15 protein-coding genes are annotated in these 23,886 nt (G+C 66.7%); 7 read left to right on the top strand and 8 right to left on the bottom strand.

The genetic code is table 11. The features are described 5' to 3' along the window. The 6 genes from JSV65_05170 to JSV65_05145 form a co-directional block, all read left to right on the top strand. On the top strand, positions 1–403 hold a 403-nt coding region (locus tag JSV65_05170; protein UCH35744.1), incomplete at its 5' end, for a F0F1 ATP synthase subunit beta. Next, a complete protein-coding gene (locus JSV65_05165; protein UCH36704.1) occupies positions 403–831 on the top strand; it encodes a F0F1 ATP synthase subunit epsilon in 429 nt (142 codons plus the stop codon). The genes JSV65_05170 and JSV65_05165, both read left to right, overlap by 1 nt. Positions 832–928: 97 nt before the next feature. Further along, entirely contained in the window at positions 929–2,563 is a 1,635-nt protein-coding gene (murA, locus tag JSV65_05160; protein UCH35743.1) for a UDP-N-acetylglucosamine 1-carboxyvinyltransferase, read from the top strand. After that, a complete protein-coding gene (locus JSV65_05155; protein ID UCH35742.1) occupies positions 2,551–3,573 on the top strand; it encodes a rod shape-determining protein in 1,023 nt (340 codons plus the stop codon). Before murA ends, JSV65_05155 begins: the two co-directional genes overlap by 13 nt. 85 nt (positions 3,574–3,658) lie before the next feature. Next, positions 3,659–4,726, top strand: a complete 1,068-nt coding sequence (locus JSV65_05150; GenBank protein ID UCH35741.1) for a hypothetical protein — start codon at positions 3,659–3,661, stop codon at positions 4,724–4,726. Between the two features lie 85 nt (positions 4,727–4,811). Beyond that, positions 4,812–7,208: a hypothetical protein gene (locus JSV65_05145; GenBank protein ID UCH35740.1), complete on the top strand. Its 2,397-nt coding sequence runs from the start codon at positions 4,812–4,814 to the stop codon at positions 7,206–7,208. 55 nt (positions 7,209–7,263) lie between these two features. Here JSV65_05145 and JSV65_05140 read toward each other — a convergent pair whose 3' ends face one another. From JSV65_05140 to JSV65_05115, 6 genes are all read right to left on the bottom strand, one after another. Then, positions 7,264–8,196, bottom strand: a complete 933-nt coding sequence (locus JSV65_05140) for a CPBP family intramembrane metalloprotease (protein UCH35739.1) — start codon at positions 8,194–8,196, stop codon at positions 7,264–7,266. Positions 8,197–8,334: 138 nt separating this feature from the next. Beyond that, a complete protein-coding gene (locus JSV65_05135) occupies positions 8,335–10,953 on the bottom strand; it encodes a hypothetical protein (GenBank protein ID UCH35738.1) in 2,619 nt (872 codons plus the stop codon). Between the two features lie 69 nt (positions 10,954–11,022). Then, complete coding sequence (locus JSV65_05130) at positions 11,023–12,114, bottom strand: hypothetical protein (GenBank protein ID UCH35737.1); 1,092 nt, start codon at positions 12,112–12,114, stop codon at positions 11,023–11,025. Positions 12,115–12,276: 162 nt separating this feature from the next. Further along, entirely contained in the window at positions 12,277–14,592 is a 2,316-nt protein-coding gene (locus JSV65_05125) for a right-handed parallel beta-helix repeat-containing protein (protein ID UCH35736.1), read from the bottom strand. A 137-nt stretch (positions 14,593–14,729) separates the two neighbouring features. After that, positions 14,730–18,062 carry a hypothetical protein gene (locus tag JSV65_05120; GenBank protein UCH35735.1) on the bottom strand — a complete coding sequence of 1,111 codons (3,333 nt, stop codon included), beginning with the start codon at positions 18,060–18,062 and terminating at the stop codon, positions 14,730–14,732. A 72-nt stretch (positions 18,063–18,134) separates the two neighbouring features. Then, entirely contained in the window at positions 18,135–19,178 is a 1,044-nt protein-coding gene (locus tag JSV65_05115; protein ID UCH35734.1) for a class II fructose-bisphosphate aldolase, read from the bottom strand. Positions 19,179–19,326: 148 nt separating this feature from the next. Between JSV65_05115 and JSV65_05110 the strand changes: the two genes are divergently transcribed. Further along, the gene (locus tag JSV65_05110; protein ID UCH35733.1) at positions 19,327–19,995 is read left to right on the top strand and encodes an adenine nucleotide alpha hydrolase; all 669 of its coding nucleotides are present in this window, start codon (positions 19,327–19,329) and stop codon (positions 19,993–19,995) included. 58 nt (positions 19,996–20,053) lie between these two features. On the opposite strand, the gene JSV65_05105 is transcribed toward JSV65_05110, so the two are convergent. Continuing rightward, positions 20,054–20,533 carry a bifunctional nuclease family protein gene (locus JSV65_05105; protein UCH35732.1) on the bottom strand — a complete coding sequence of 160 codons (480 nt, stop codon included), beginning with the start codon at positions 20,531–20,533 and terminating at the stop codon, positions 20,054–20,056. 92 nt (positions 20,534–20,625) lie between these two features. Continuing rightward, a partial coding sequence (locus JSV65_05100) for a GAF domain-containing protein (protein UCH35731.1) occupies positions 20,626–23,886 on the bottom strand: 3,261 nt, incomplete at its 5' end.

Below are 23,886 nucleotides of genomic sequence, written 5' to 3'. Positions count from 1 at the left end.
TCCCGCCGTGGACCCGCTGCGCTCCACCTCGCGCATCCTCGACCCGACGATTGTGGGTGAGGAACATTACAACGTGGCGCGTCAGGTGCAAGAGGTCCTCCAGCGCAACAAGGACCTCCAGGACATCATCGCTATCCTTGGCATGGACGAGTTGTCCGACGAAGACAAGCTCGTCGTCCAGCGCGCGCGCAAGATCGAGCGCATCCTGTCACAGCCGTTCTTCGTCGCCGAGGTCTTCACCGGGCTCGAGGGGCGCTACGTGCGCGTCGCCGACACCGTGCGCGGCTTCAAGGAAATCTTGGACGGCAAGCACGACGATCTGCCCGAGCAGGCATTCTACATGGTGGGCAACATCGAGGAGGCGATAGAGAAAGCCGGGCAGCTCGGGCACGGAGGTGGATGATGCCGCCGACCTTTCGTGTCGACGTGATCACCCCCGACCGCACCGCGTTCTCCGGCGATGTCGTGGGCCTCGTAGCGCCGGGGAGCGAAGGATACCTGGGCGTCCTCGCCAATCACGCGCCGCTGCTGACCGCGCTGGGCGTGGGGGAGGCGCGCATGACCGACGGCGAAGGGCGCGACATCCATTTCGCCATCAGCGGCGGGTTCCTTGAGGTGGCCGACAATCGCGCCATTCTGCTCGCCGACGCCGCCGAGCGCGCGGATCAGATCGACGTCGCCCGCGCCGAGGCGGCGCGCGAGCGGGCCGAGCAAACGCGCGGCCAGCGTTCCCCGGCGGATCCGGGCTACGCCGCGGCCGAGGCGGCGCTCGCTCGCGCCATCAACCGCCTTCGGGTCGCCCGCGAGCACGGCCGCGCCGACGAGGGATAACGACCCCGCAACACGCCCCTTATCTCGAAGCCGTCAGTACCGACTGCGGCGCCTCCGCGAGCCGGGAACTGGCGCCGCGGCGTCGAGGCGCGCCAGGATGCCCTCTATCCTCTGCCCGAGTTCGGCCCTGGCGCGGTTCGGCCGCGATTGCAGCCGCAGGCGCAGCCATCGTGCCCCATTCTTCGGCTTGACGCGACGGATCTCCGTGAATCAGGAAGCCGGCGGCGACGGCGAAGCGCTCCGCGGCTCGGATTCGGCTGACGCCGAAAACGCTCCCGCCAAGTCGCCGACTGGCCCGCGGCAGGTAACCCGCGCTCCCTCGCCGTGCGTTAACCGTTGTGGCTGTAGCTCGGGGCAGGTGCCGGCAACACACGTGCCGAATCATCAACGCGCCGGCGTGACTGCCCGCAGCACACCCGCAGCACAAGGACTGGCATTGTCCCATAACCCCGAAAGCATCTACGTCACCGGCGGCGCGCGGCTCGAAGGCCGCGTCACCCTCGACGGCAGCAAGAACGGCTCCCTGCCGCTCCTCGCGGCGACGTTGCTCATGGACGGCACATGCACCATCGAGAACGTCCCGCTCATCGAAGACGTGCGCACCATGATTGATCTGCTGTGCGCCCTCGGCCTGGACGCCCGCCTCGATGACAACGGCGTGGTCCGCGTCGCAAGCACCGGAAGCCTGAAATCGGAAGCCCCCCTCGACTTGGTGCACAAGATGCGCGCGTCGTTCTGGGTCGCGGGGCCGCTGCTGGCGCGGCTGCGCCGGGCGGAGGTGCCCCTGCCGGGGGGGTGCGACCTCGGCAGCCGGCCGGTCAACTTCCATCTCCAGGCGTTCGAGCGCCTCGGCGCCACGATCGCCGTCGAGCATGGCTATATGAAGGCGTCCGCCGACCGCCTCGTCGCCGGCACCATCTACCAGGATCCGCGCGTCCGCAGCATGGGCGCCACCATGAACACGATCATGGCGGCATCTCTCGCCGACGGGGCGACGATGATCCACAACGCCTCCTGCGAGCCCGAAGTGGTTGACCTCTGTCGCTTCATCAACGCCATGGGCGGCCGCATCCAGGGGGCAGGCACCACCACCGTGACCGTAGAGGGCGTCGCGGCCCTGCGCGGCTGCGGCTTTCGCGCGAGCTGCGATCGCATCGAGGCCGGCACTCTGCTCCTGGCCGGTGCCATCACCGGCGGCGACGTCACCGTCGGCGCGCTCGATGCCGAGCAACTGCAGTGCTTCCTGGACACGCTGGGAGAGGCCGGGGTCGAGATACATATCAGCGGCGACGACATCCGTGTCGTCTGTCCCCAGCGGCCGCGCGCGGTGGATATCGTTACCGGGCCGCATCCGTCTTTCCACACCGACCTCCAGCCCCAAACCGTGGCGTTCCTCTGTCTCGCCAAGGGCACCAGCGTCGTGCAAGAGACGATCTACGACGGTCGCCTCACCTTCGTTGACGAGCTGCGCCGCATGGGCGCCCAGGTCAAGGTCGTGGATCAGACCGCCATCATCACCGGCGTCGAGCGCTTGACCAGCGCGGTCGTGCAAGCGCAGAACATCCGGGCGGGCGCGGCTCTGCTGCTCGCGGGATTGGCCGCCGAGGGCGTCACCGAAGTCGTCGGCCGCCACCACATTGACCGCGGCTACGCCAACCTCGAGGGTAAGCTCGCCGCCCTCGGCGCGACCATCGAGGCCAACAACGACCGGAGGCGCGCATGTTCGGGGTGAACTCCGGCCTCGGGATTGACCTCGGCACCTCCAACGTCGCGATCTACGCGCGGGGCAGAGGGATCGTCCTGCGCGAGCCCTGTGTGGTTGCGGTGAGCAAAGATACGGGCGACGTGCTGGCCGCCGGCGAGGACGCCCGCCAGATGCTCGGTCGCACGCCCGCCAGCGTTCTCGCCAGCCGTCCGCTGCACGACGGCGTCGTCGCCGACTTCACCGTCGCGCAGAAAATGCTCAGGCATCTCTTCGCGAGAGTCTGCGGGCGGCGGCTGGTCAAGCCGGTGGCGGTGGTAGCGGTACCGTCCGACGCGACGAGCGTCGAGCGCCGCGCGGTGCTCGAGGCGGCGACGATGGCTGGCGCGAAGCGCGCAATCCCCGTGGAGCAGTCCGTCGCTGCGGCGATCGGCGCGGGCCTGCCTGTCATGGGCGCGACGGGCAGCATGGTCGTCACCATCGGCGGCGGCGTCACCGACATCGCCGTCATTTCCCTCGGCGGGCTGGTCGTCGGGGATTGCCTGCGCCTGGGCGGGGAGAAGATGGACGAGATCCTCGTCCGGCACATCAAGCGCGAGCACAACTTGCTGATCGGCGAGCGCACCGCCGAGGAGATCAAGATCGCCATCGGCTCCGCGTGGCCGCTGGACGAGGAACGAGACATGTCCGTGCGCGGCCGCGACATGGTGACGGGCCTGCCGAAGACGGTTGAGGTCGGCTCGGGCGAGGTGCGCGAGGCGCTGTCCGAGGCGACCACGGCGATCGTTGACCGCATCAAGACGCTGCTGGAGAATACGCCGCCCGAACTCGCCGCCGATATCATTGATCACGGCATCACGCTCGCCGGCGGCGGCGCGCTGCTGCGCGGACTCGACCAGCGCATCGCGCAGCAGACCCAGGTGCCGGTGCGCGTCGCCGACGACCCGATGTCGTGTGTCGCGATCGGCGCCGGCCAGTACCTCGACGTGATGAAAACCGTGCCCCGCCCGCGCGAAACGACGTGGCGCATGGAGGCATAGTTATCTGCGTATGGCACCGGCGCTCACTGTGAGCATGCTCAAGGCCGGCCGCTGTAACCGTCCGCGTATCCGCAGGAGGAAAGGCATGCGCCGACTCCTGATAGCGCTGTGCCCGGTTCCCGTGTTGGTCGCATTGGCCTGTGCGGATGCCCCGCCCAAGACCGCTCGGGAGCGGCAGAATCTCATCGGGCCGGTGCGCAGCATCCGTATAGACCAGGTCTCGTTCTCCAGAAGGGACGGCACATGGGTGCCTGGCCCGCGCCTGCCGAGTTACATTACCCGCTTCACCGTCGACGGGCATCAGACGGGAATGCTGTACTATGGTGATGACGGTTGCCTTCGCGCGAAGAGGACCTGGCTCTATGACGAGAAGGGCAATGAGGTCGAACAAGCTAGCTACAACCCCGACCGCTCGCTTGATTGCAGGTTCGTTAAGCTCTACGACGCTCAGGGGCGACTGATCCAGCAGGAGTGGTGCGGCGAGGACGGCGTAGCGTGGGGGAAGGAGATCTACACCTATGATGCCGCCGGGCATGTGATTGAGACAGCCCACTATGACACGAATCCAGATTTCTATGTCGGCAAGGTCGTCACGAAGTACGACGCAAGCGGGCGCTGGATCGAAGCGGTTGAATACGATTCCGACGGCACGCCCGGCATGAAACAGACGCGTTCCTATGATGCGCAAGGCAGGCTGATCGAAGAGGTCGACTACCGCAGCCCCCACGATGTTGATGTGAAGATAGTCCATCGGTATAACCCCGAGGGTCAACACGTGGAGGAGTCATCGTGCCCTGAAGGGGCCTTCCTGGGATCCAGGGATTACTACACGTATGACAAGATGGGCAATCTGATCAGGGACGAGCGATGGCTCTACGAACCTGGGGGAACGGTCACGGGCAAGTGGGTGGGTGTGTATGATGCCAGGGGGCACGAGACCGACGATCTCTGGTATGGCCCTGATGGCGCGGTCAAACGGCACGCAACCTCAACCTATGAATTCGATGCCACGGGCAACTGGACGAAGCAGACCGTGAAGGAGTATGTCGTCGAAGGCGGCAAAGTCGACCTCGCGAAGATGACGGTCAACTACCAGGCGGTGACGTACTATGATGGGCGAACGGCCTCGCCCGCGACACCCCAGGACGACTAAGACCCCGATTCGCCCTATTGTCATTATTGGCCTAATGGGCTTTCTTATCGCGCCGGGCGCATCCCAAGCGGGACGCGCGGAGGCCTTGCGGATCCGCCCCGCCGCGTCGTTCGTGATGCAGGCCGGGGATTCGACACCCGTCGCACTCCTTGCTTACAACGCCGGCGGCGCGGCGCTTTCGACGACCCTTCGATTGTCACTCGCCGGGGGCGAGGTGTCCCCCGACGCCGTCTCGATTGCGCTTGAGCCGAAGGCGTGGCAGGTCGTCGCCGCACGCGTGTCGCTGGCAGACTCAGCCGATCGCGGAGAGCTTGTGTGCGAAGCGGGCGAGTCATCCGCGCGCATCGGGGTCATCCGCGGAATAGACCTCACTGCACTGCCGTGGAAGCGCACTTTCAGCGCGCCAACCGCTTCGCCCGATCCGCACTATGCCGCTCCCGGAACCGACGATACTTCCTGGCCGGAGATCCGCGTCCCCGGCCTGTGGGACGACACTGCCTACGCCTGGTGCCGCACGCAAGTCAGCATCCCGCAGCAATGGCAGGGACACCCACTCCGCCTCGTCATGGGCGCGGTGGATGACAATGACATCACATACCTCAACGGGCGCGAGATCGGGCGCACCACCGGATGGAATGTGCCGCGCGAGTACCTGGTGCCGGAAGATATCATCCGCTGGGGCGAAGAGAACATCGTGACCGTCATGGTGGACAATACCTACGCTGGCGGCGGGTTGTACAAGGCGCCCATCGCGCTGCTCGTCGGCGATGTGTCTCTCCCCACCGTGCCCGCGCCGCGGGGCGCCGCCGCTCGCCCCCAGCCGGGCAGCATCGGGAACCCTTTCCCCCTGCGACGCTTCCGCGTCGAGCAGGGCGTCCTGCGCTATCCCGAAGGAACCGAAGTCGCATTGTGGGGTGTGAACTACTACCCCCAGAGTTGGCACCAGTTCGATAACATGCAGAAGCTCGGCGTGGACATGAAGGCAACCATTCGCGCCGACCTCGATCATCTCCAGCGCATGGGTGTCGAGGCGATCCGCATCCACGTCTTCGACCGCGAGATCTCGGACGGCGCCGGTAACCTGGTGCCCAATGAGCACCTCGACCTGCTCGACTACCTCGTCGCGGAGTGCAGCCGCCGCGGCATCTACATGTACTTCACCCCCATCGCGTGGTGGGGCGGGCCGAACGAGCGCGGGGATTCCTTCTCCGCGCAGACCAGCAAGCCGGGCATGATGTTCGTGCCGACGGCGAAGGCGGCCGCCGCGAACTATCTGCGGCAGTTTCTGATGCACCGGAACACATACTCCGGACGCGCCTACAAAGACGAGCCGTGCCTCTGCCTGCTCGAGGTCCAGAACGAGCCCGCATACTTCGCCTACGGCGATCTCTCCGGCGCCAGCTACGGCGCCCAGGGAGAGCCTGCCGAAGTCCTGGAGCGCGACCGCCGAATCCTGCGCGATCTGTGGCGCGCGTGGCTCGACGAGCACGGGTTCGATGATTCGGCGGTGTACTTCCCCTTCTTCCGCTACGGGTTAATGCGCGAGTATATCCGCGAGATGGTGGGCGCAATCCGTTCCACCGGCGCGACCCAACCGGTCGCCATTTCCTACTTCGGCGTCAACGGCGACGACTTGGTTGACGCGATCGCCGACTCGCAGTGCGATGCCATCACCGTCAGCGCGTACCCCGGCGGCTGGGGGCGCGTCAATGACGGCGTCAACCTGCTGCCGCAGGCGCAGCCGTTGGCGCTCGACTCGCGGTTGAACGGCAAGGCCCGCCTCGCCTACGAGTTCGACACTCCCGCCACCAACACGAGCTGCTACCTGTTCCCGGCGCTCGCGGCGCACTTTCGCAGCGGCGAGGTGCAGGTCGCGTGCCAGTTCCAGTACGACAGCGTCGCCACCGCGCGCTGGAACACCGACTGGGGCGCCCACTGGCTCAACTGGCTCTACACGCCATCGAAAACGGTCAGCTTCATGATCGGCGGGGAGACGTTCCGCCGCTTGCCGCGCGGCGTGCAATACGAGGCCGGCGCGGAAGACCTCACGATCGGCCCGATGGCGACGTCGTTCCGGCACAACATCAGCCTGCTGGCAACGGGGGACGCGGTCATGCACTCGCGGGCGGTGCAGGACTGGATGCCGCTGCGCTTTCCGGAGCGACCCAGCCGTATCATCGGGGTCGGGGCTTCACCCTACGTCGAGTACGGAGGAACCGGGCTCTATGTGCTTGAGCGGCAAGGCCCGAATGTCTGGCGGCTGACGCTCAATCCTGACGCGCGGCTGGTCGGCAATTCCCTGCAGGGGTCGTTCGCCTCGCCGGTTGCCGAGCTTGAGGAGAACCGGCACTGGTTCCGGCTCAAGTTGCCGGGGTGGGACGGGGCGGAATGCTATCGCCTATCAGGCCGCAAACGTGTTCCCATTGCTGCCGTACACGGCGGCTGGCTGCTCCGTCCCGGCACCTACGAAATCCGCCGCTGAGCGGTGCAGCGGCGGCTGCCTTCGCCTGCCCGTCGCGTGTTCCAGTCGTGCCGTGCTACGATGCCTGCTCGCCGCTGCTCGGCTCACGCAGCCGCCCCGTGCGCCACAGCCACAACGCGACGCACCCCGCGACGGTGATCCCTATCACACCCGTGATGTTGCCGATCGCCCAGTCCGCTCCTGCCACGAACACTCCGAGAGAAGCCGCAGGCGAGTTGATCGATGCGTGGGCGATGGTCGGCGCGAGCACGCTCCGCGATGCGAGAAACAGCCACCCCAGAATGACGCTCCACACCACGCAGAACGCGATCATGAGGAACACGCCCGCGACCGGATGGCCGGGGTAGTTGTGGCCCTGGACGATGATCGGCGCGTGCCAGATGCCCCAAATCACGCCGACGAGAACCGTGCTCCGCACCGGCCCGAGATGCATCAGCCTGGGCTGCAAGTACCCGCGCCAGCCGAACTCCTCGCCGAATGTGGCGAAGGAGGTGACGATAATGCCCTGCGTGAGCCCGCTGACAATGGCCAGCACCGGCAGCCATACCCCCCAGCGATTGGTGAACTCTTCTGCCGCCGCGCGCTGCTCCGCAGGCAGCTTCGCTAGCATCGTGCTGCCCGTCGGGTCGAAACGCCCAACACCGAACGCGATGGTCAGCCCGACCGCGACGGCCGCCACGCCGAACGGCAGCAACCACGCAGCGAGGTGATACCGGCCGCGACCCCACCGCAGCCCGGCGTCACCGAATCCGCACCGCTCGACGCGCCTCGCGATGACGGCGGCAATGCTCGGCAGGAACATGACGACCACGAGCCAGAGCATCGCCGGGAATCTGCCCGGGCCGTAGCCGGCGCTCCGCACCGGCCCGAGCTCAATCGCCCACGCGAGCGCGAAGACCACGACTAGATACACGACGAGCCCGGCGGCGCTCGCCGGATGCGGTCGGCGCGTTCCAGCCTCCTCGGTTGGCTCAGGCGTTGTTGTCAAGACAGCTCTCCCTGTACTGCGCGCGAAGTCTCCTGCCGCACGATGCCTGTCCGCGTTCCCGCCATGCGCGGGTGAACATCCCTGTGCACTTTGCTTCGCAGTCGGCGGGAAGGCAGCCGGCGAAGCAGCCTCCGCAGCTCAGTCGCTGGAGCCCTCCCATATCTCCACGTTGTCCAATTCAACCCTCGCCGCGCCGTGGATGCTGACGTACACGTAGAAGTCATCCCACGTCTCAGGCGCGAAGGTCAGCGTGATCTTCCCGCGCGTGCCCGCCGGGCCGCCCATGTAGCGCGCGCCGATGTCGTTGCGCCACCCGCCCTCCGTCGTCCGCGCGCCCGCCGACAGCCACTCGCCCAACTCCTCGGCATCACTGATGATCCAATAGTCCATAGAAACCCAGTAGGACTTCCCAATCCTTAGCGGCAGCGTCTGCGGATCGGTCGTCAGCGGGAACCAGAAATCATCTTTGCGATGCTCCGCGACGAGGCGCTTCCTCGCTAGCGGCGCGGGCGCATCGCCGGCGGCGATCCTAGCCACGGCATCCGGCGGGAAGCTGTTCATCCTTAGCCCCTGCGGCGGCTCGGCCCCGCAATCCCACCTCAGGACCAGCCTCGCATCCGGCGGCTTGGGCGCCAGGTCATCCTCGAACGGCAGCAGCGGCTGCGGGTATCCTGCCGAGAGTTCGCCCTCGATCCACTCGAGTTCGCGGCGAAACATCGCGGCGCTGTCCGAGAAATCGTGCTTGCGATACCGGTCTGTCTGCCAGATCTGGAGGTTCGTCCACGGCGGCGGGCGGCTGATACCGGGCCGCCACGTCGAGATCTCGATGCCGGGGTAGATGCGCGCGGCCGCATCAGCCATCTTCTCCATCGCGCCCACCGACTCGCGCAACGGAACCAGTACGTCGTCAGCATCGGCCGAACCTTTGCGCCACCGCGCCCACGCCACCGCCGCGCGAATCTTCGCCGCCGTGTGTACGCCCAGGTGCCCGTTCATCTCCATCTGGTCGAGCATGCGGCTCCACTTCTCTGCGCCGCAGGTTACGGCATCGGCGGACCCGCGCATGCGCCTCACGCGATCGAGAACATCCTTCGCGCTGCGCTCCAGTTCATCGGCGATTTGCACCGGCGTCGTGCCGTCCGTCTTCCCCGCGACGAAATCCCTGACGCCGACTACTCGCTCTCCCCAATCCGGGTTCGGCCACGTCAGCCCGAGCCGCGGCACGAGCCGCCCCTTCTCATCAATCCCCTCGTGGTTCTCGAAGACGTACGTTGACAGCGTCGGCAGGCCGAGGTACGCGACGAGCGGCAGGCCGAACTGCGGCATGAAGTGATCGGTCTGCCGGTGGAGCAGGGCGAGCAGGCGCGTCGGGATGCTGCTCGCCTCAATGGACGCGGCCAGGAAGTCGTCCGCGACGTCGGTCACGCCATAGCGTTTCGCGATGCGCATCCGCCAGAAGTCATCCTCGCGCGGCCGCGACGGATTCCACCAGTACCGCCCGAGCGCCTCCCAGCCCAACCACTTCTCCGCGACCCAACCGAAGCTGTCGAGCCCCTGAAAGAAGCACCCCGCGCCGTTCTGCCGCGGCAGGTCGGCCATGATCTCGCGGATGTAGTAGGGATCGCTCCAGTAGAGCCATCCGGTGGCGGTGCCGAGGCCGCCGAGCGTGATAACCGGCACGCCCCCCAGCGCCTCGCTGGCCCGCCTAATGCGCGGGTCGGCTTGCGGCCGGAAGAGCTGCTCGTATTGCAGATAATGCACGAGGCTTGCGGGCCCCTTGTACTCGTCGAAGATGACCTGCGCGTCTTCGGGATACGAGCACCAGATCCAGTACAGCAGCTCCGGCGGCGCGGCGAGTTCGTTCAGACCGCCGACAATGGCGTCGCGCACGAAGGCTACGCACCCCGGCGGCGCCTCGCCTGCCATCGTCATGACGCCGGCAAGCTTCGGGTAGGTCTCGAACAGCCGCCGGTAGCACGCCCGCGTGTAGGCGCGAACGAGCGGCGAATCGGTTCCCTCCTGCGCGATATCGTGCGCCTCAGCGAATCCCGGGCTCGTCCAGATGTTCCAGGTCAATAGGTAGATCCTGACGCCGTACTGCTCGGCCTCGTCGAGGATCCAACGGAAATGCCGCTGGAGACGCTCGAGGTGCGCGGGCTCGAAGTATGCCGCCTCGGGGTGTTCCGGCAGGTCGATCAACGCCGGGAATGGATGCGGGTGGCACAGCAGCAAGGCGTTCATGCGCAGGTCGGCGCACCGCTTCAGTCGCCATTCCCAATGTCCGCGGTCGAGCCACCAGGAATCCGCGCTGTGCTCGATGTTCGCGTGGTGTCGCCACCGGCCGTCGTAGAGATCGTTGCCGAGGTGGAACGGGAAATCGAGGCTGTCGCCGCGGAGCTTCAGGGCAGGGGAGGATATGCTAGGCTTCGTCGGGGGCGCGCCGGCCTGGATTGCGTCGCGCAGTTCCAGCAGGCCGTGCATGAGGCCTGCGTTCGCATTCGCGGCGACGCGAAAACCGTCGCCGTCGGGCGCGATCGCGTATGCCTCGTCGCCGCGTTGCGCAAGCCCTTCCGGAAGGTTCGCGCCGCCGACTTCCGCGACCACGCGCGCATCGGCGACCTCACGTAACTGCTGCAAGGCATAGCCGACGCCGGCGGGGAGGTCGGGCGAGGAAGGATCAACCTCCGCGGCGCGCGCGTGGCAGCCGCAGATGACAAGGCACGCGGAAACCAGATAGAGTATCGCTGTTCGCAGCACCACACGCACAGATATGTGCCGCCGTAGCTGTCGCGTAGCGGCGGGGACAATCCCCTCGATCCCCTCGCGCTATCCCTTCTCGCAGATCTTGCAGATCAGCTCGCGGTAGTAGAGCCAGTTCTCGTACGACACGTCGTGCGGCACGGCGTGGTCTATGCCCGGAATGTACCCGCCCTGCTCGACCATGAACGGCACCTTGGCATAGACCTCGTCATCGATTGCCTTCTTGTCCTTTGCCAGGGCGCGCTTGTCAATGCCGCCCCAGATCAACAGATCGCGCCCATACTGCTTGCGCAGCGCCACGACGTCCTCATCCGCCGCGACCTCGAACGGATACACGCCGTTGAGCCCGCCCTCCAGCCACAGCGGCACCAGCTCGTCCACGTGTCCGTCCGAGTCCACCATGATGATATCCACGCCGTGCTTGCGCATGACTGAAGTAATGCGCTGATACTGCGGCACCATGAATTCCTTGAAGTGCTTGGGCGAGATGATGCTCGCGGTCTTATAGCACATGTCCTCCCAGAAGATGCCGTAGTCAACGTCGCCGATTTCCTCCAGCGCCGGGGTGATCAGCTCGATCGTGAAGTCGGCGAGGTACTCCATGATCTCGTGCATCAGCGCGGGGTCGTCGTACATCATCACCGACGCCGTCTCGAATCCCATCCAGTTGCGCGGGTAGCCGAACAGGCTGCCGCCGTGGATGCCGAGAGGATAATCCCGATCGCCCACGCACCGCTTGTAGTCCTCCCAGAACGCCGGGTAGCGGCTCGGCGACTTGGGATTGAGCCGCCGCTTGAAGTCGTTCCACGACACGCGGTCGCGGATCGGGAATTCATACCGCTGGTCCATGGACGGCGCGGTGCCGTGCGCTTCGCCCTCCTTTAGGCGCTTGCTGAGGACGCCGTCGCCGTGGCGCTTGATGACGTAGCGCTCGGTTTCCTCGACCGTCTCCTCGCGGAAGCTGGGGATGATGCCGGCGTTGACCGGCACCATGTCGCGGCGATCGAAATTGAAGAGGTGAACATGGTGGACGTCGGGCGGCATGCCCTCGTCCTGCCACCGGTCAATGGTCTGGCCCCAAAAGCCCATCTCCCAGTACGGCGGGCGGTCGGGATTGCCGAAGTGCATCGTCTCGTGCAGGCGCTGGCGGTAGTTCACGGCGGACCTCCTCGGCGACGGCAAGTATAGAAGTGAGGGATAGTTAGCCACGCCGTGAGGCGGCACCTGCCGCCTGTGGCGGCAGGACGCCGACTCGCTCCGGAAGGCGCCGGAGCAATCCAGGCTTTGCGCAGGCGCCTGTCGCCCTCTCGTCGCAGCCGGCTATTCGATGCGCAGCGAGTCCAAACCCAAGCCGCGGCTGTCGCTGCCGAGCCCCGCGTCGCCCGCATCGAGGACAGTGAAGTACTTCAGCAGCGGCGCGGTGCCCACCACCTGTCCGTCGAGCATCATCGTGCAGCCTCGATCGTGGTCCACGTGGAACGTCAACTCGTGCCACCCCACCGTTCGCGGCGCCTGCGTCGCCATCGTCATCCCACTCCACGGCTCGGTCACGACGTAATGTTCCCGCGCAACGCGTCCGTCAACTCCCATCGCGGCAACCGATTCGCCGGCAGCCCACGGCCCTCTCAAGGTCACCATGCACAGCGCATTTCGCTTCGCCGGGTCGTCGTAGAGCCAGATGCTGACCTTCCTCGATATGGGCTGCGGGTGGCGATAGCGCACGACAAACACGTCCTTGTCCACCCGCAGGGCGCCTTCCCCATCGTGAACCTGCGACCGCGTGAAGAACTCTTGCCGTGCCCCGTCCATGTACCGATGCAGGAACAACGGGCTCAGCGTTCCCTCGAAGCCGCAGTCAAGCGGCAATTCGACCGGCTTGATGGTCTCGCGCGGATACGGATGCTTGTACTCCGCCGTCAATCCGATGTCCATGCTCACCTTCGAGATATCGAACGGCGGCGCCTCGGACCAGACGCTGTTGAACAATACGCGGCCCGGCACCGGCGAGTCGAAGTAGTTGTTGTCCAAGAACATCTGATCCTCGGCCGGTGCGGTTTCGACGGTGAAGGCGTTCTCGCCGTAGCACACGTTGTTGCGGACGTAGGTATTGAAAGTCATCCCCGGATCGAAGTCGATCGAGCAGTCGTCTTCCGGGCGGTGATCCGGCTGCGGCCACGTCGCGACGAGCCACGACCAGACGTCGGTGATGCGGTTGTTCTCGAAGACGGTATTGTCCGTCGTGGCGCCGATGTAGAACGCGCCGCCGTCCCACGAGGAGCTGCCGCACCGCGCGAACTCGTTGCTGCGGATGGTGTTGTTGTTCATGATCCCGTAGGCGCGCGGGATGTCCCACATCGAGAACATGAGCACGCCTGCCTTGGGGATGTCCGTCAGCAGGTTATGCGAAATGACGTTATCGTTCGCCGACCAGCTCATGATCACGCCGCATGCGGTGATGGTGAGCCGCCCGACGTGGTGGATATAGTTGTTGTGTATGACGTGGCTGTAGTTGCATACCGTTGCGGCGCCGCCATCGGTCTTTTCGTACTCCCCGCGGATATTCACGCCGCTGTTCCCGCACCCCGCGATCTCGCAGCCGCTTACCGTCACGTGGGTCGAGGCCCCGGTGATCGCCACGCCGCTGCCCCCGGCACTGAGGAGGCGGCAGTCGCGAATCGCGATCCTATCGGCGTTCCTGAGATAGATCTGATCGCCCCGGCTCCCCTCGAAGCGAATCCCTTCCACGCGTATGTTGCGCACCGGGCTGCTCCGAGCGGTGCCCTCGAAGCGCATCACATTCTCCGCCGTCGCCGCGATGATCTCGGCCCGACCAACGTCCTGTGCGCGCGGCCAATAGTGGAGCCAGCCCGTGGTGCGGTCGGCGTAGAACTCGCCGGGCGCGTCGAGCAGGGCCAGGGCGTTCTGCACGATGTACGTCTTGCCCGCCTTCCAGTTGTAGGCCGGGTCGGTGGGCTTGCTGCCGCCCAAGTACAGCCGGTGTGACTCGCGGTCGATGCGCTCGACCGGGTAGTATTCCGAGAAGTACGTCCCCATCATGATAAGGTACACCTGGAGTTGGCTCGCATCCCAGCCGCCCGGGTCGAAGTCGTTGGGGTCGTACCGGAACGAGTCCTGGAGTTCAGGATCCGCCATGCGGAACCACCCCTCGTTCGGTATCCGCGCAACAGCGGCCGGAACGCCGTCCTCCAGGAGCTGCGTAATCCCCACGCGCCCGTCCTTCAAGCCCGGGACGAGCGCCTTGAAGACCCCGCCCCGATGCCGCTGCCATCCCGTTACCGGCTGACCGGCCACGAGTACCGGGATCTCGCCGACGTGATTCCGGTAGGTGATGGGGTGATCATCGCCGCCCGAGTCCTGCTCGTCGAAACGAATCGGCTGGGTCAGATGATACGTCCCGCCGCGGAGCACGACTGTAACGTCGCCCCGTCGGTCCTGGCTCAACGCGCGCACGGCGTCCCGTGCGCGCGCGACGGTGGCGAAGGGCTGTGCCATGCTGCCGGGATTCGCGTCACTGCCCGTTGGCGAGACGAAGAATACGGTCTCCGCCGCTTGAGCCGTCGCTCCCGCGGCCAGAAGCGCAAGCGTCAACACCGCCGCCAATCGCTTAGGAATCATAGGGGTCCCTCCTCGCGAAAGCGCAGTGTGTTTCGCGGTGATATGCGCGCCGTCCTTGGCCGCCACTAGTCCGACCGGCCGGACGGATGGGTCACGGTGGTCACTGATGGGGACGGCCGCAACCCCGCTCTCATCGCTCAGTCCCCGAGAACGAAGTCGAGCGAAACGGCGCGTTCGACGCCTGCGGGTAACTCGACAGCATCGCCGCTGAGCATGGCGGCAAAAAGCGCCAAGCGCTCCGGCCCCTGGTCGAGGAAAAACACGTTCTGCGGGAGCCCGCCCGTTTCGATGGGCCGTATAAACACCTCGCGGCCGCCGACGCGCATGCCCATGGTTCCATTCCTGGACGCAAGCGCGACGCGGGCGGTTTCGAAGACGCGCTCACCAGGGCGCGGTCCAGGTTCGCCCGCGAGGCGCCCTTGCTCGGTCTCGGCGAACCAGCTCTCGACGTTCGCGAACTGCATCAGGTAAGCGAAAAACGCTGTGACATCGCTGCGATCCGTTTCCGGCGTCAGGCCGAAGGTGACGCGCAGCACGGGCGACTTATCTATGCGGTACGTGATTCGGTAGCGGGTGACTGGCTGCGCGGGATACCCGCGCTGTACGGCATTCCACGACGGCGTGCGCAGGACCCCGCGGAACGTGACCTCGACGGCTCCGCCGGCTCGGGCGACCTCGAGCCGGGGGGTCGGCTCGACGTTGGCGCTGACGTACACGCCGCTATCGTAGAGCCCCCAGTCCGTGTACACGTCGCTGCCGACGATGGGGACGTCAACTCGCTCGCCGCCGCCTGCAAGCGCAAGATGGGTCAGCAACCCTCCCCGCCGCCGGGAGAGAACGACGCGATAGTGATCGTTCTCGAGCGTTACGCGGAGCGGATCAATCGAGGCGAATTCGCCCAAATGCCGGCTGTACGCATCAAGCGACTGCACTGCCGCCCAGCCGTCCTCAATCTCGCGAACGCGGAAGCGACGTTCGGCGCCCCGCGCCCGAATCGCGATTCGCACCGCATCCCCGCGGTGCTTGTCATCCTCGAGGCGGACATCGGCGAGTGCGTCGAGTCCGAGGTCCGAGACGATGAGGCCTCGCCCGTCCGCCGCGATCACACCTATCGCGGAATCGCCGAGGCCGTCCCACAGCCCCGCCTCCAGCGGGCGCCACAGCCGCTCGTAGCGCGTGATCGGCTCCGCCGTGTGGCGGTCGACAAACCGATCCAGCAACAGGCCTTCAGACGTGTTCACGAACCACCACCTGGCACGCGCGACGCGCAGGCGGTATTCGGTCGTCCCGTCACCTGCGGGCACGGCCTCCTCCGTCAGTAGCAGCGACTCCGCCGCCGGGTCGGAAGTCTCACCGCGCGGGCTCGCCTGGATCCGACGTGCGCGCAACAGGACGACGACGGGTTGGTAGGGCGGGATGGAGATCCGTACCGGCGGCCGGCCGCTCGCGAGCAGTTCGCCGGAACCTCCGTGATACGCCAACGGGAAGCGCTGACTCACGCCACGCGGCCACTCGAGAGTCGCCTCTACGTTGCGCGGCGAAAGGTTGATGGCCACCACTGCCGCTCCCGATTCGGCGCTGCGCAGGAACGCCATGATGCCGGGATGCGAGCAATGCACCGCCTCGTAATCAGCCGTGCCGATCCGAAGCTCGGCATGCGCCTGGCGCAGGTCGAGCCAGTCCCTCAGGCGCGCGCCGTAGCCGATCTCCTGGTCCTGATAGATCATCGGCGTGCCCTGGGCAAGGACGCACAACGCCGTCAGCGCCTGCCCCGGGCCGACGCCGAAGAACTCGTCGGAGCGCACGGTATCGTGGTTCTCGGTGAAGCGCACCAGCCCGTGGAGGGCACCGCTGGGATACGTCAAGCGCTCCATCTGAAGCCACGCACGGGCGTCTCTGATCCACTCCTCGGTCGAGGCATAGGTGACGAGCTGGCGCATCACCTGGTAGAACGGATAGTCGTACACCAGATCACCCGCGCGGAAGAAGACCGGTGTCCATGCCTCTGGGAAAAGCGCAGCATCAGAGTTGAGGGGCCGTATTCGCGCGCGGACGGATTCGAGGAGTTCGAGCCCGCCGAGGGGCGATGATGCGCTCGGACGGCGGCCGTCGCCGCGCTTCCAGTTCGGCGCGTTCCCGCTCGCGCAATCCACGCGATAGCCGTCCACCCCGAACTCGCGCACCCAGTAGGCCGCGACGTCGGTCATGTAGTCCCGCCAGGCACGGCTCGCATAGTCGCCGGCGAGACCGCCCCACGCTTGCACGAGCTTGCCCTCCTCGTCGTACGTCCAGGCGTCGGCACTTACCTCGCGCGCTGCGGGCGTATCCTCATTCGGCCCGTGCGGCACGAGGTCGAGCAGCACCTTGAGGCCGAGGCCGTGCGCTCGCTCGACGAACCGCCGCAGGTCCTGCTTGGTGCCCAGTTCATCCGCGACCGCGCGGTAGTCCGACACGCTGTAGACCCACGGCGCGGGCGACGTAATGGGGTTGAGCCAGAGTGCGCTGAAGCCGAGATGCGCCAGATACGGCAGGCGCTGCTCGAGGTTGGCCAAGCCGCCGGTTCCCCGGAAACCGGTGTCAATGCTGCCGCCGGGGTGGCACGAGTAAATGGCGCCGCGGTCGAGCCATGCAGGCCGATCCGCGGGAGGGCCGTTGTTCAACGAATCCGCGAGCCGGCGCACGCCGCGAAGCGCAGCAGGCCACCGGCCCGGCGCGATCAGTAGCCGCTGCCCGCCGCAGTCCAGGCTGTCCCCCTGCTCTAGTCGCGCCAGCGTGCTGAAGCGGTGCTCGATCGACACGGCGCCGTCGCCCTCCTCAACCGTGACGCGCGCGGCATCGACCTCCAGTTCGTACCCCGCGGCAATCGCCAACTCATGCCTCGGCGAATGCACGAGCGCCAGCGCCGTCCACGTCCACACGCCCTCTTCTCGTTCCCTGCGCCCCTCTCTGAGATCGCGGAAGTGCCGCCGCTGCACCGGGAAATTGCCGGGCACGAGGTAGAAGTTGCTCGGATCGCCCCCGAGGCCGACGCACGGCGCACGCAGGACGAAACCGGTGACCTTGACGGACTGCTCACCCAGCCAGCGGGCGGACACGCGGCGGCGGATGGTGACCGGGTCGGCGGAGACGTCGTACGAGCACGTCACCCGCCACGGGCCGTCCTCGCTCTCGACTTCGCACCGCCACGAGTCGCGACCGGCAACCACGCGATGCGCGATGAGACGTCTTCCTTCGCCGGGGAACGAAGGCCCCTCCTCGGCTGCGATCTCGACCTCCGAGGTGCGTCCATCCGGCGAAAGGAGGTTCACGGCTGAGCCGGCGCGCCACAGGCCGACCCACGCGCCCGAGGCGCCGTCGAAGCCGAGTCGTACCGGCCCGCAGTCGTGATGCACCGTGTCGCACCTCAGCGCTGCGGCGCCGAGCGTTACCAGGAGCGCCGCCGCCAGTGCCATCTTCCCGCAGTGCAGCATTCCTTGTCGGCTCCTCGGCTCGAAAGGGTTGGGCGATCTCCGCGGCCCGGCCCGCGCACGGGGAGCGGATCGTTACGCCTGCCGCGCTCTGAAGTCCGCGTAGCCGCACTCCAGCAGGTACCGCTTCATCAGAGCGACCACGGCCGGCACGCACACATCGTTGCGCCGATGGACGTTGGCGATGAAATCAAGGCCGGGCTTGCGCGCCGCCTGCTGCTGCACGAAATCGGGCGTCAGGATGCCCTTGTCGCACAGCGCCTGAAGCTCCTCGGCGGAGAGGATCGAGCCGAGGTTCGTGACAACGTCGTGTGCCAATGCCGTGGTCGCGACGTGCTCCAGGCGCGTCCAGATGTTGACGCGGACGATGCCGTCGCCCCGCAGCATGGCCAGACCGGTATCGCGCAGTGACGAAGTGCCGTGAAGCACGAGGACGCCGCCGACGACCGCGCTGATCTCCCGCGCCCGGTCGCCGTGATAGCGCGCGCCTTCGGCGGTGGCGCGGTGCTCGGTGCCGAGGTTGACGACGATGAGGTCGGCGCCGGTCTCGTCCATAAAACGCCGCGCCTGCTCCGGTGTCGTCAGCGCATTCCTCGGTTCGCCCGTGCCGGATTCGAAGATCTCGTCAACCGCGCCTTCGACCATGACGCGGCCGCCTGCGTCGGCCACGAACTGCTTGGTCAGCGACATGTTGATCGGCAGCGGCAGCGCGGAACCGTCGTACATCACGGAGGCGAAGAAGTCAAGGCCCGCGGCGATGATGCCGCGGTCCGTCTCGGGCTGCGCGTGATCGAGGTGCGCCATCGCGCGCAGGTGCGGATACGGCCCGTCCGGGCGGCACAGCCTCTCCATATCATGGCGCAGCGCGATCAAACCATCCTCGCCCGTGCCCAGGGACGTGTAGTTCAAGAGCTGCGTGCGGCCTACGTAGTGCGCGGTGGCGGCAATAACGAGCGGCAGCTCGGCAATCCCATGTTCTTCTGCGATCTCGGCGACGGCGCGGAACGCCGCCTCGGTGGTGTCGCGGTTCTCCGTGCCGAAGGCGGGCATGCATATGTGCTTCTCCTGCGCCTCGCGGTAGATGGCGCGGGCCTGGTCGGGGTCGGTGATGAGCGGCATCGCGGAAGCACCTCGTTCCTTGTGGGCGGCGCTAGCTACGATACCATAAGGAAGTCGCCCGCACAAGCTGGGCGAACCTCCCGCGTGAAGGGCGGCATCGCCACCGGCGCGAAGATGCATCTGACGTGCCGCCGGGGAGGGCGAGTCATTGGATCGGCCGCAGCGAGCATTAGCAGCCTGGAGCAGCGGGAAAGACGCGTTGTGGGCGTTGCACACCGCCCGGCAGCGCGGAATCCATATCGTCGGCCTGCTGACGACGATCACGGATCCCTACGGTCGCGTCTCCATGCACGGGGTCCGCGAAGAACTCGTCCGAGCGCAGGCGGTGGCGCTGGGCCTGCCATTGATGGAGGTGCGCATCCCCGCCCAATGCACGAACCAAATCTACGACGAGATCATGGGCGCGGCGGTGAGGAAGGCGAGGAGCGAAGGCATCACGGGCGTCGTCTTTGGCGACATCCACCTGGCGGACGTGCGCGCCTATCGCGAGGAGCGCATGGCGCGGGTCGGTATGAAGTGCTACTTCCCGCTGTGGGGGCGTGATTCCGCCGAGCTGGCGCAAGCGATGATCGCAGCCGGGCTGCAGGCATACATCACATGCCTCGACCCGCGCCAGGCGCCGCGGGCAGTTGCGGGCCGACCGTGGGACGGGAAGCTCCTGGCAAGCCTACCCGACGGCGTGGATCCCCTGGGGGAAAACGGAGAGTTTCACACTTTCGCCGTCGCCGGTCCCGAGTTGAGTTCGCCGATCGGTGTGGAACTTGGCGAAGTCGTGGAACGGGGCGGGTTTGTGTTCGCCGATCTGGTGCCGGCGTAGCGAGTCATCCCTCTGCGCTGCTCGACTCGCGCCGTGATCGCGGGCGCGGCAAGCGGAATCACGCCTGCTCGTCCTCGGGCCAGACTCTCGGCTCGTCGTCGGGCAAGTCGGGCGGCAGCGCATCCGCTTCGATGTCAACGTTGCCGGCCTCCATGACTTCCTCACTCACCCATACCCGTGCCCCGCAGCGGAGGGCGAGAGCGATCGCGTCGCTCGGACGAGAATCCATGACGATTGAGCGGCCATCCACGGCGAAGTGAATCTTGGCGTAGTACGTGTCGTTCGAGAAATCGTCAACGATGATGCGTTCGATGCGTCCGCCGAGGCGCTCGATGATGGAAACGCAGAGGTCGTGAGTCATCGGGCGGCGCACCATGCCGGTGGCACGGGCGCTGGCGAGCTTGAGCCAGATGGCGGCGGCTTCGCACGGCCCGATGAAGATCGGCAGGTAGCGCTGCTCGCGATCGCGCAGGAGAACGATATCCCTGCCCTGCTCGTCCTGCACCAGCCGCCAGACTTCCACCTCGACCTCTGCCACTGGCCTTCTCCCTCAGCCTCGCGTAGAGTTACCTTGCGAGCGTGACTCCCGCGGTGTTTTGCCGGGTCTCTCTTCCGGTGGCGCGCCGCATGCTACCGTGCGAACGTCACCCGTGCAATGGTTCCCTGACTGCTGGCGATCGCAAACTCGCCACCCAGATCCTGGGTAACCAGACCTTCGACGATGCGCAGGCCGAGCTTGGCGTCGCGCTCCAGGGAGAAGCCCGAGGGGAGGCCGACCCCGTCGTCGCTGACCTGCACCAGGATTTGCCCCCCGGTGACCTCCTGGAGACTGATGGAGACGCTGCCCTGGTCGCGGCCGCCGAACGCGTGGCTCACGGAATTGTACACCAGTTCGTTGACGACCGAGGCGAGAGGGGTCGCTTTGCGCGACGGCAGGCGGACGCGGGCGCCGGTCACCTGACCCAAGATCTTGAGGTCGAGATTGTCGTTGGAACGCAGGGCGTTCTCGAGGATGCGCCGGCTGGTTTCCTTGACATCCACTGCGCGCAGGTCCTCATCGAACAACAGCTCTTGAACCACGGCGATCGCTTGCACGCGGCCGACGAGTTCGCGCAGTGCTTCGATCACGCGCGGGTCCTCGACCCGTGACATGTCGAGCTGAATGATGCCGATGATGCTCTGGAGGTTGTTCTTGACGCGGTGATTGACCTCCTCCATCAGCAGGCGCATTGAGCGGGCCTGCTCGCGGCCCTCGGTGTAGAGGCGCGCGTTCTCGATGGCCACGCTGGCTTCCGCCGCCATGGCCCCGAGCAGACGTTCCTGGGCCGACGTGAATGGCTGAGCGCTGCGGTTGAAGGCGGCGATCGCGCCGATCGCCTTGCCCTTCGCGATCAACGGCACCGCAAGCATCGAGCGCAGACCCTCGGCGCGGGCCGCGTCGCGGTACTTGAAACGGCCGTCGCGCGGCAGATCCGTGCTCGTCATCGACACGCCTCTGAGGGCAACCATGCCGCGGATGCTTTCGTCTGCCTGGAGGTCGGCGTGGAGCCCGTGGTCACCCGGCAAGCCGCATGACGCCACCGTGTTGAGGCGCTCGTTCCGCTCGTCGAGGATCATGATGCTGCACACCGGCGCGCCCAACAGCGACGCTGCCGTGCTCGCCAGATGATCGAGCACCGGCTGCAGTTCGTCCGTCGAGCTGAGAGTTCTGGTCGCATCGACAATGCCCTCCACCTCGCGCGCGTGGACGGTCACCGCTTGATGGTGCAGCGCGTTCTGCAAGGCGAGCGCCGCCTCGTTGGCGTACGCCGACATCAGCGCTTCCTCGTGGGAGCGGAACGTACGAGGTGCGTGGTCCGCGGCAAATATGATCCCCAGCACGCCCTCCTTCCCTTTGAGCGGCGCGCAGATGAGAGAGCCCAGACCGAGACCCTCGACGAGTGAATCGTTGTCGCGCTTCTCCGCCGCAATATCGCTGACCACCTTCATGCGCTGATCGGCCACGACCGAGAATGCAATGCTGTCCGGGCGCGCCGCAAACCGCGTCACGAAATCGGCGGGCAGCCCGCGGTGCCCGCCTTCGGGCAAATAGAACGCCCCGTCGGCGTCCAGGAGGACCGTTGCCGCGACCGGCAACCGCAGGGCGCGCGACACGCTCTCGGCTATGATCTCGCCGATGGCATCCTGCTCCAGCGTCGAACTCACGCGGGCGCTGGCCCGCGCGAGTTCCGCCAGCTCAGCGAGACGCTGCTGCGTTTCCCCGAACAGGACGACGTTCTCAACGCCGACGCTTGCCTGCCTGCTGAAGGAAGCCATCAGCTCCCGCTCCTGCGGGCGCAGCTCGCCGCGGCCAAGTACGCACAGCGCCCCGGCCGGACGTCCCCTTACCGTGAGCGGGAAGCCGTACGCGATCCGGATCCGTTCCTCGCGCATGGCGCGACGTGTGCGCTCGTCGGTGCGTTGGTCGCGCGCGGAGCGTGACACCGGCTCGTTGCGCTCGATTGCCAGTGCGGCGATGCCCTCGTAAGCCCTCGGCTCGGCCGCGGGACGGTCTTCGTCGCCGCGGGTCGCGAGGGCGCGAACCGCCAGGCGCCCACTGTCATCATCGAGGAAGATGATTGCACCGGCGGCGTCAGCCAGTTCCGCCGCCTTCTCCGCCACGACCTGGAGCAGCTCCTGCATGTCGAGCGCCGCGGCCAGTGCTTCACCCAGCGCTGCGATCGCGGCATTGAGACGCTGGCTCAGGAATCTGCTCTCCTCGTACAGCCGCGCGTTCTGCAGTGCCGCCACGATCTGCCCGGCAAGCGCCTCCGTCACGCGCACGTCGTTGTCATCGAATGGCGCCTGCTTGCGGTGCACCACCAGCACGCCCGACATGCGCGCTCCGACCCGCAGAGGCACCGACATCGCCCACCCCCGCGCCCACGACAGTTCGCGACGCGCGTCCGGCGACATGACCGCCACGCCGCCCTTGACCGCGTCCGCGAGCGCCCCCTTCTTTCCGAGTTCGAACGCGGTGGCGCCCTCGAATTCCTCTCCGTGCGTCGCCGCCAGTTCGAAGCGCCTCGTGCCCGGGACGCGTAGCCACACCAGAGCCGATTGCGCACGCAGCAACCGTGCCGCGCCTGACGCCGCCAGAGAGAGGAGCTGCGGGGACGTAAGCTGGGAGGCGAGTTCCTGCCCGATGTGGTTGAGGTCGGTCAGTTCGTGGGCGCGCTGTCCCGTCTGCGCGAGTAGCTGAGCATTCTCGAAAGCGAGCGCGGCCTGCGCCGCCAACTCCTGCGCCAAGTCCACGTTGCGCTCGGTCCAGGCATGTTCCGTGAGCGGATCGAACAGTTCGAGCAGCCCGACGTCGCGGTCGCCCACTCGCATGGGCACGCGCATCGCGGTCGAGACCTCAAGCTTGCGTGCCGCGCGCGCCGCGGGAGAGCCGCGGTCGTCTGCGAGACCGGTCACGATGCTCGCGGGCTCGTCGGGCTCCAGCGCTCCTGACAACGGCGTGCCGGTGCGTCTGACGAAGCTGTTCAGGTAGGACAGCGGCATGCGATACGCCGCGCCGTAGGCGAGCGACTCGCCGCGGGGCACGATGACCGCGGCCTTCTTCGCTCCCGCGAGATGGGCCGCAGACCGCGCGACGAGTTCAAGTAAGCGCCGAGTATCCCGCTCCGACGCCATCTCCTGCACGAGTTCGGAAACGGCGGATTCCTCCTCCGCCCGCCGACTGAGGTGTTTCGCTCGGTCCACCTCCACACTCCGCGACCCGTCACCTCCCTCGGGGCTCATGTAGTTCTCCACCGTACTGATGATGAGGGAGTCGAACCAGTCCCCGAGGAGATGCAGTGCCGACAGCACCGACGGGCTCCCGGCATCGGGGAGGGCGAGGACTTCACG

The organism is Armatimonadota bacterium, from assembly GCA_020354555.1.
In the GTDB taxonomy this organism is placed as follows: Bacteria; Armatimonadota; Hebobacteria.
The sequence above is the reverse complement of the archived record's forward strand: the minus strand, read 5'-3'. Positions and strand labels throughout refer to the sequence as shown.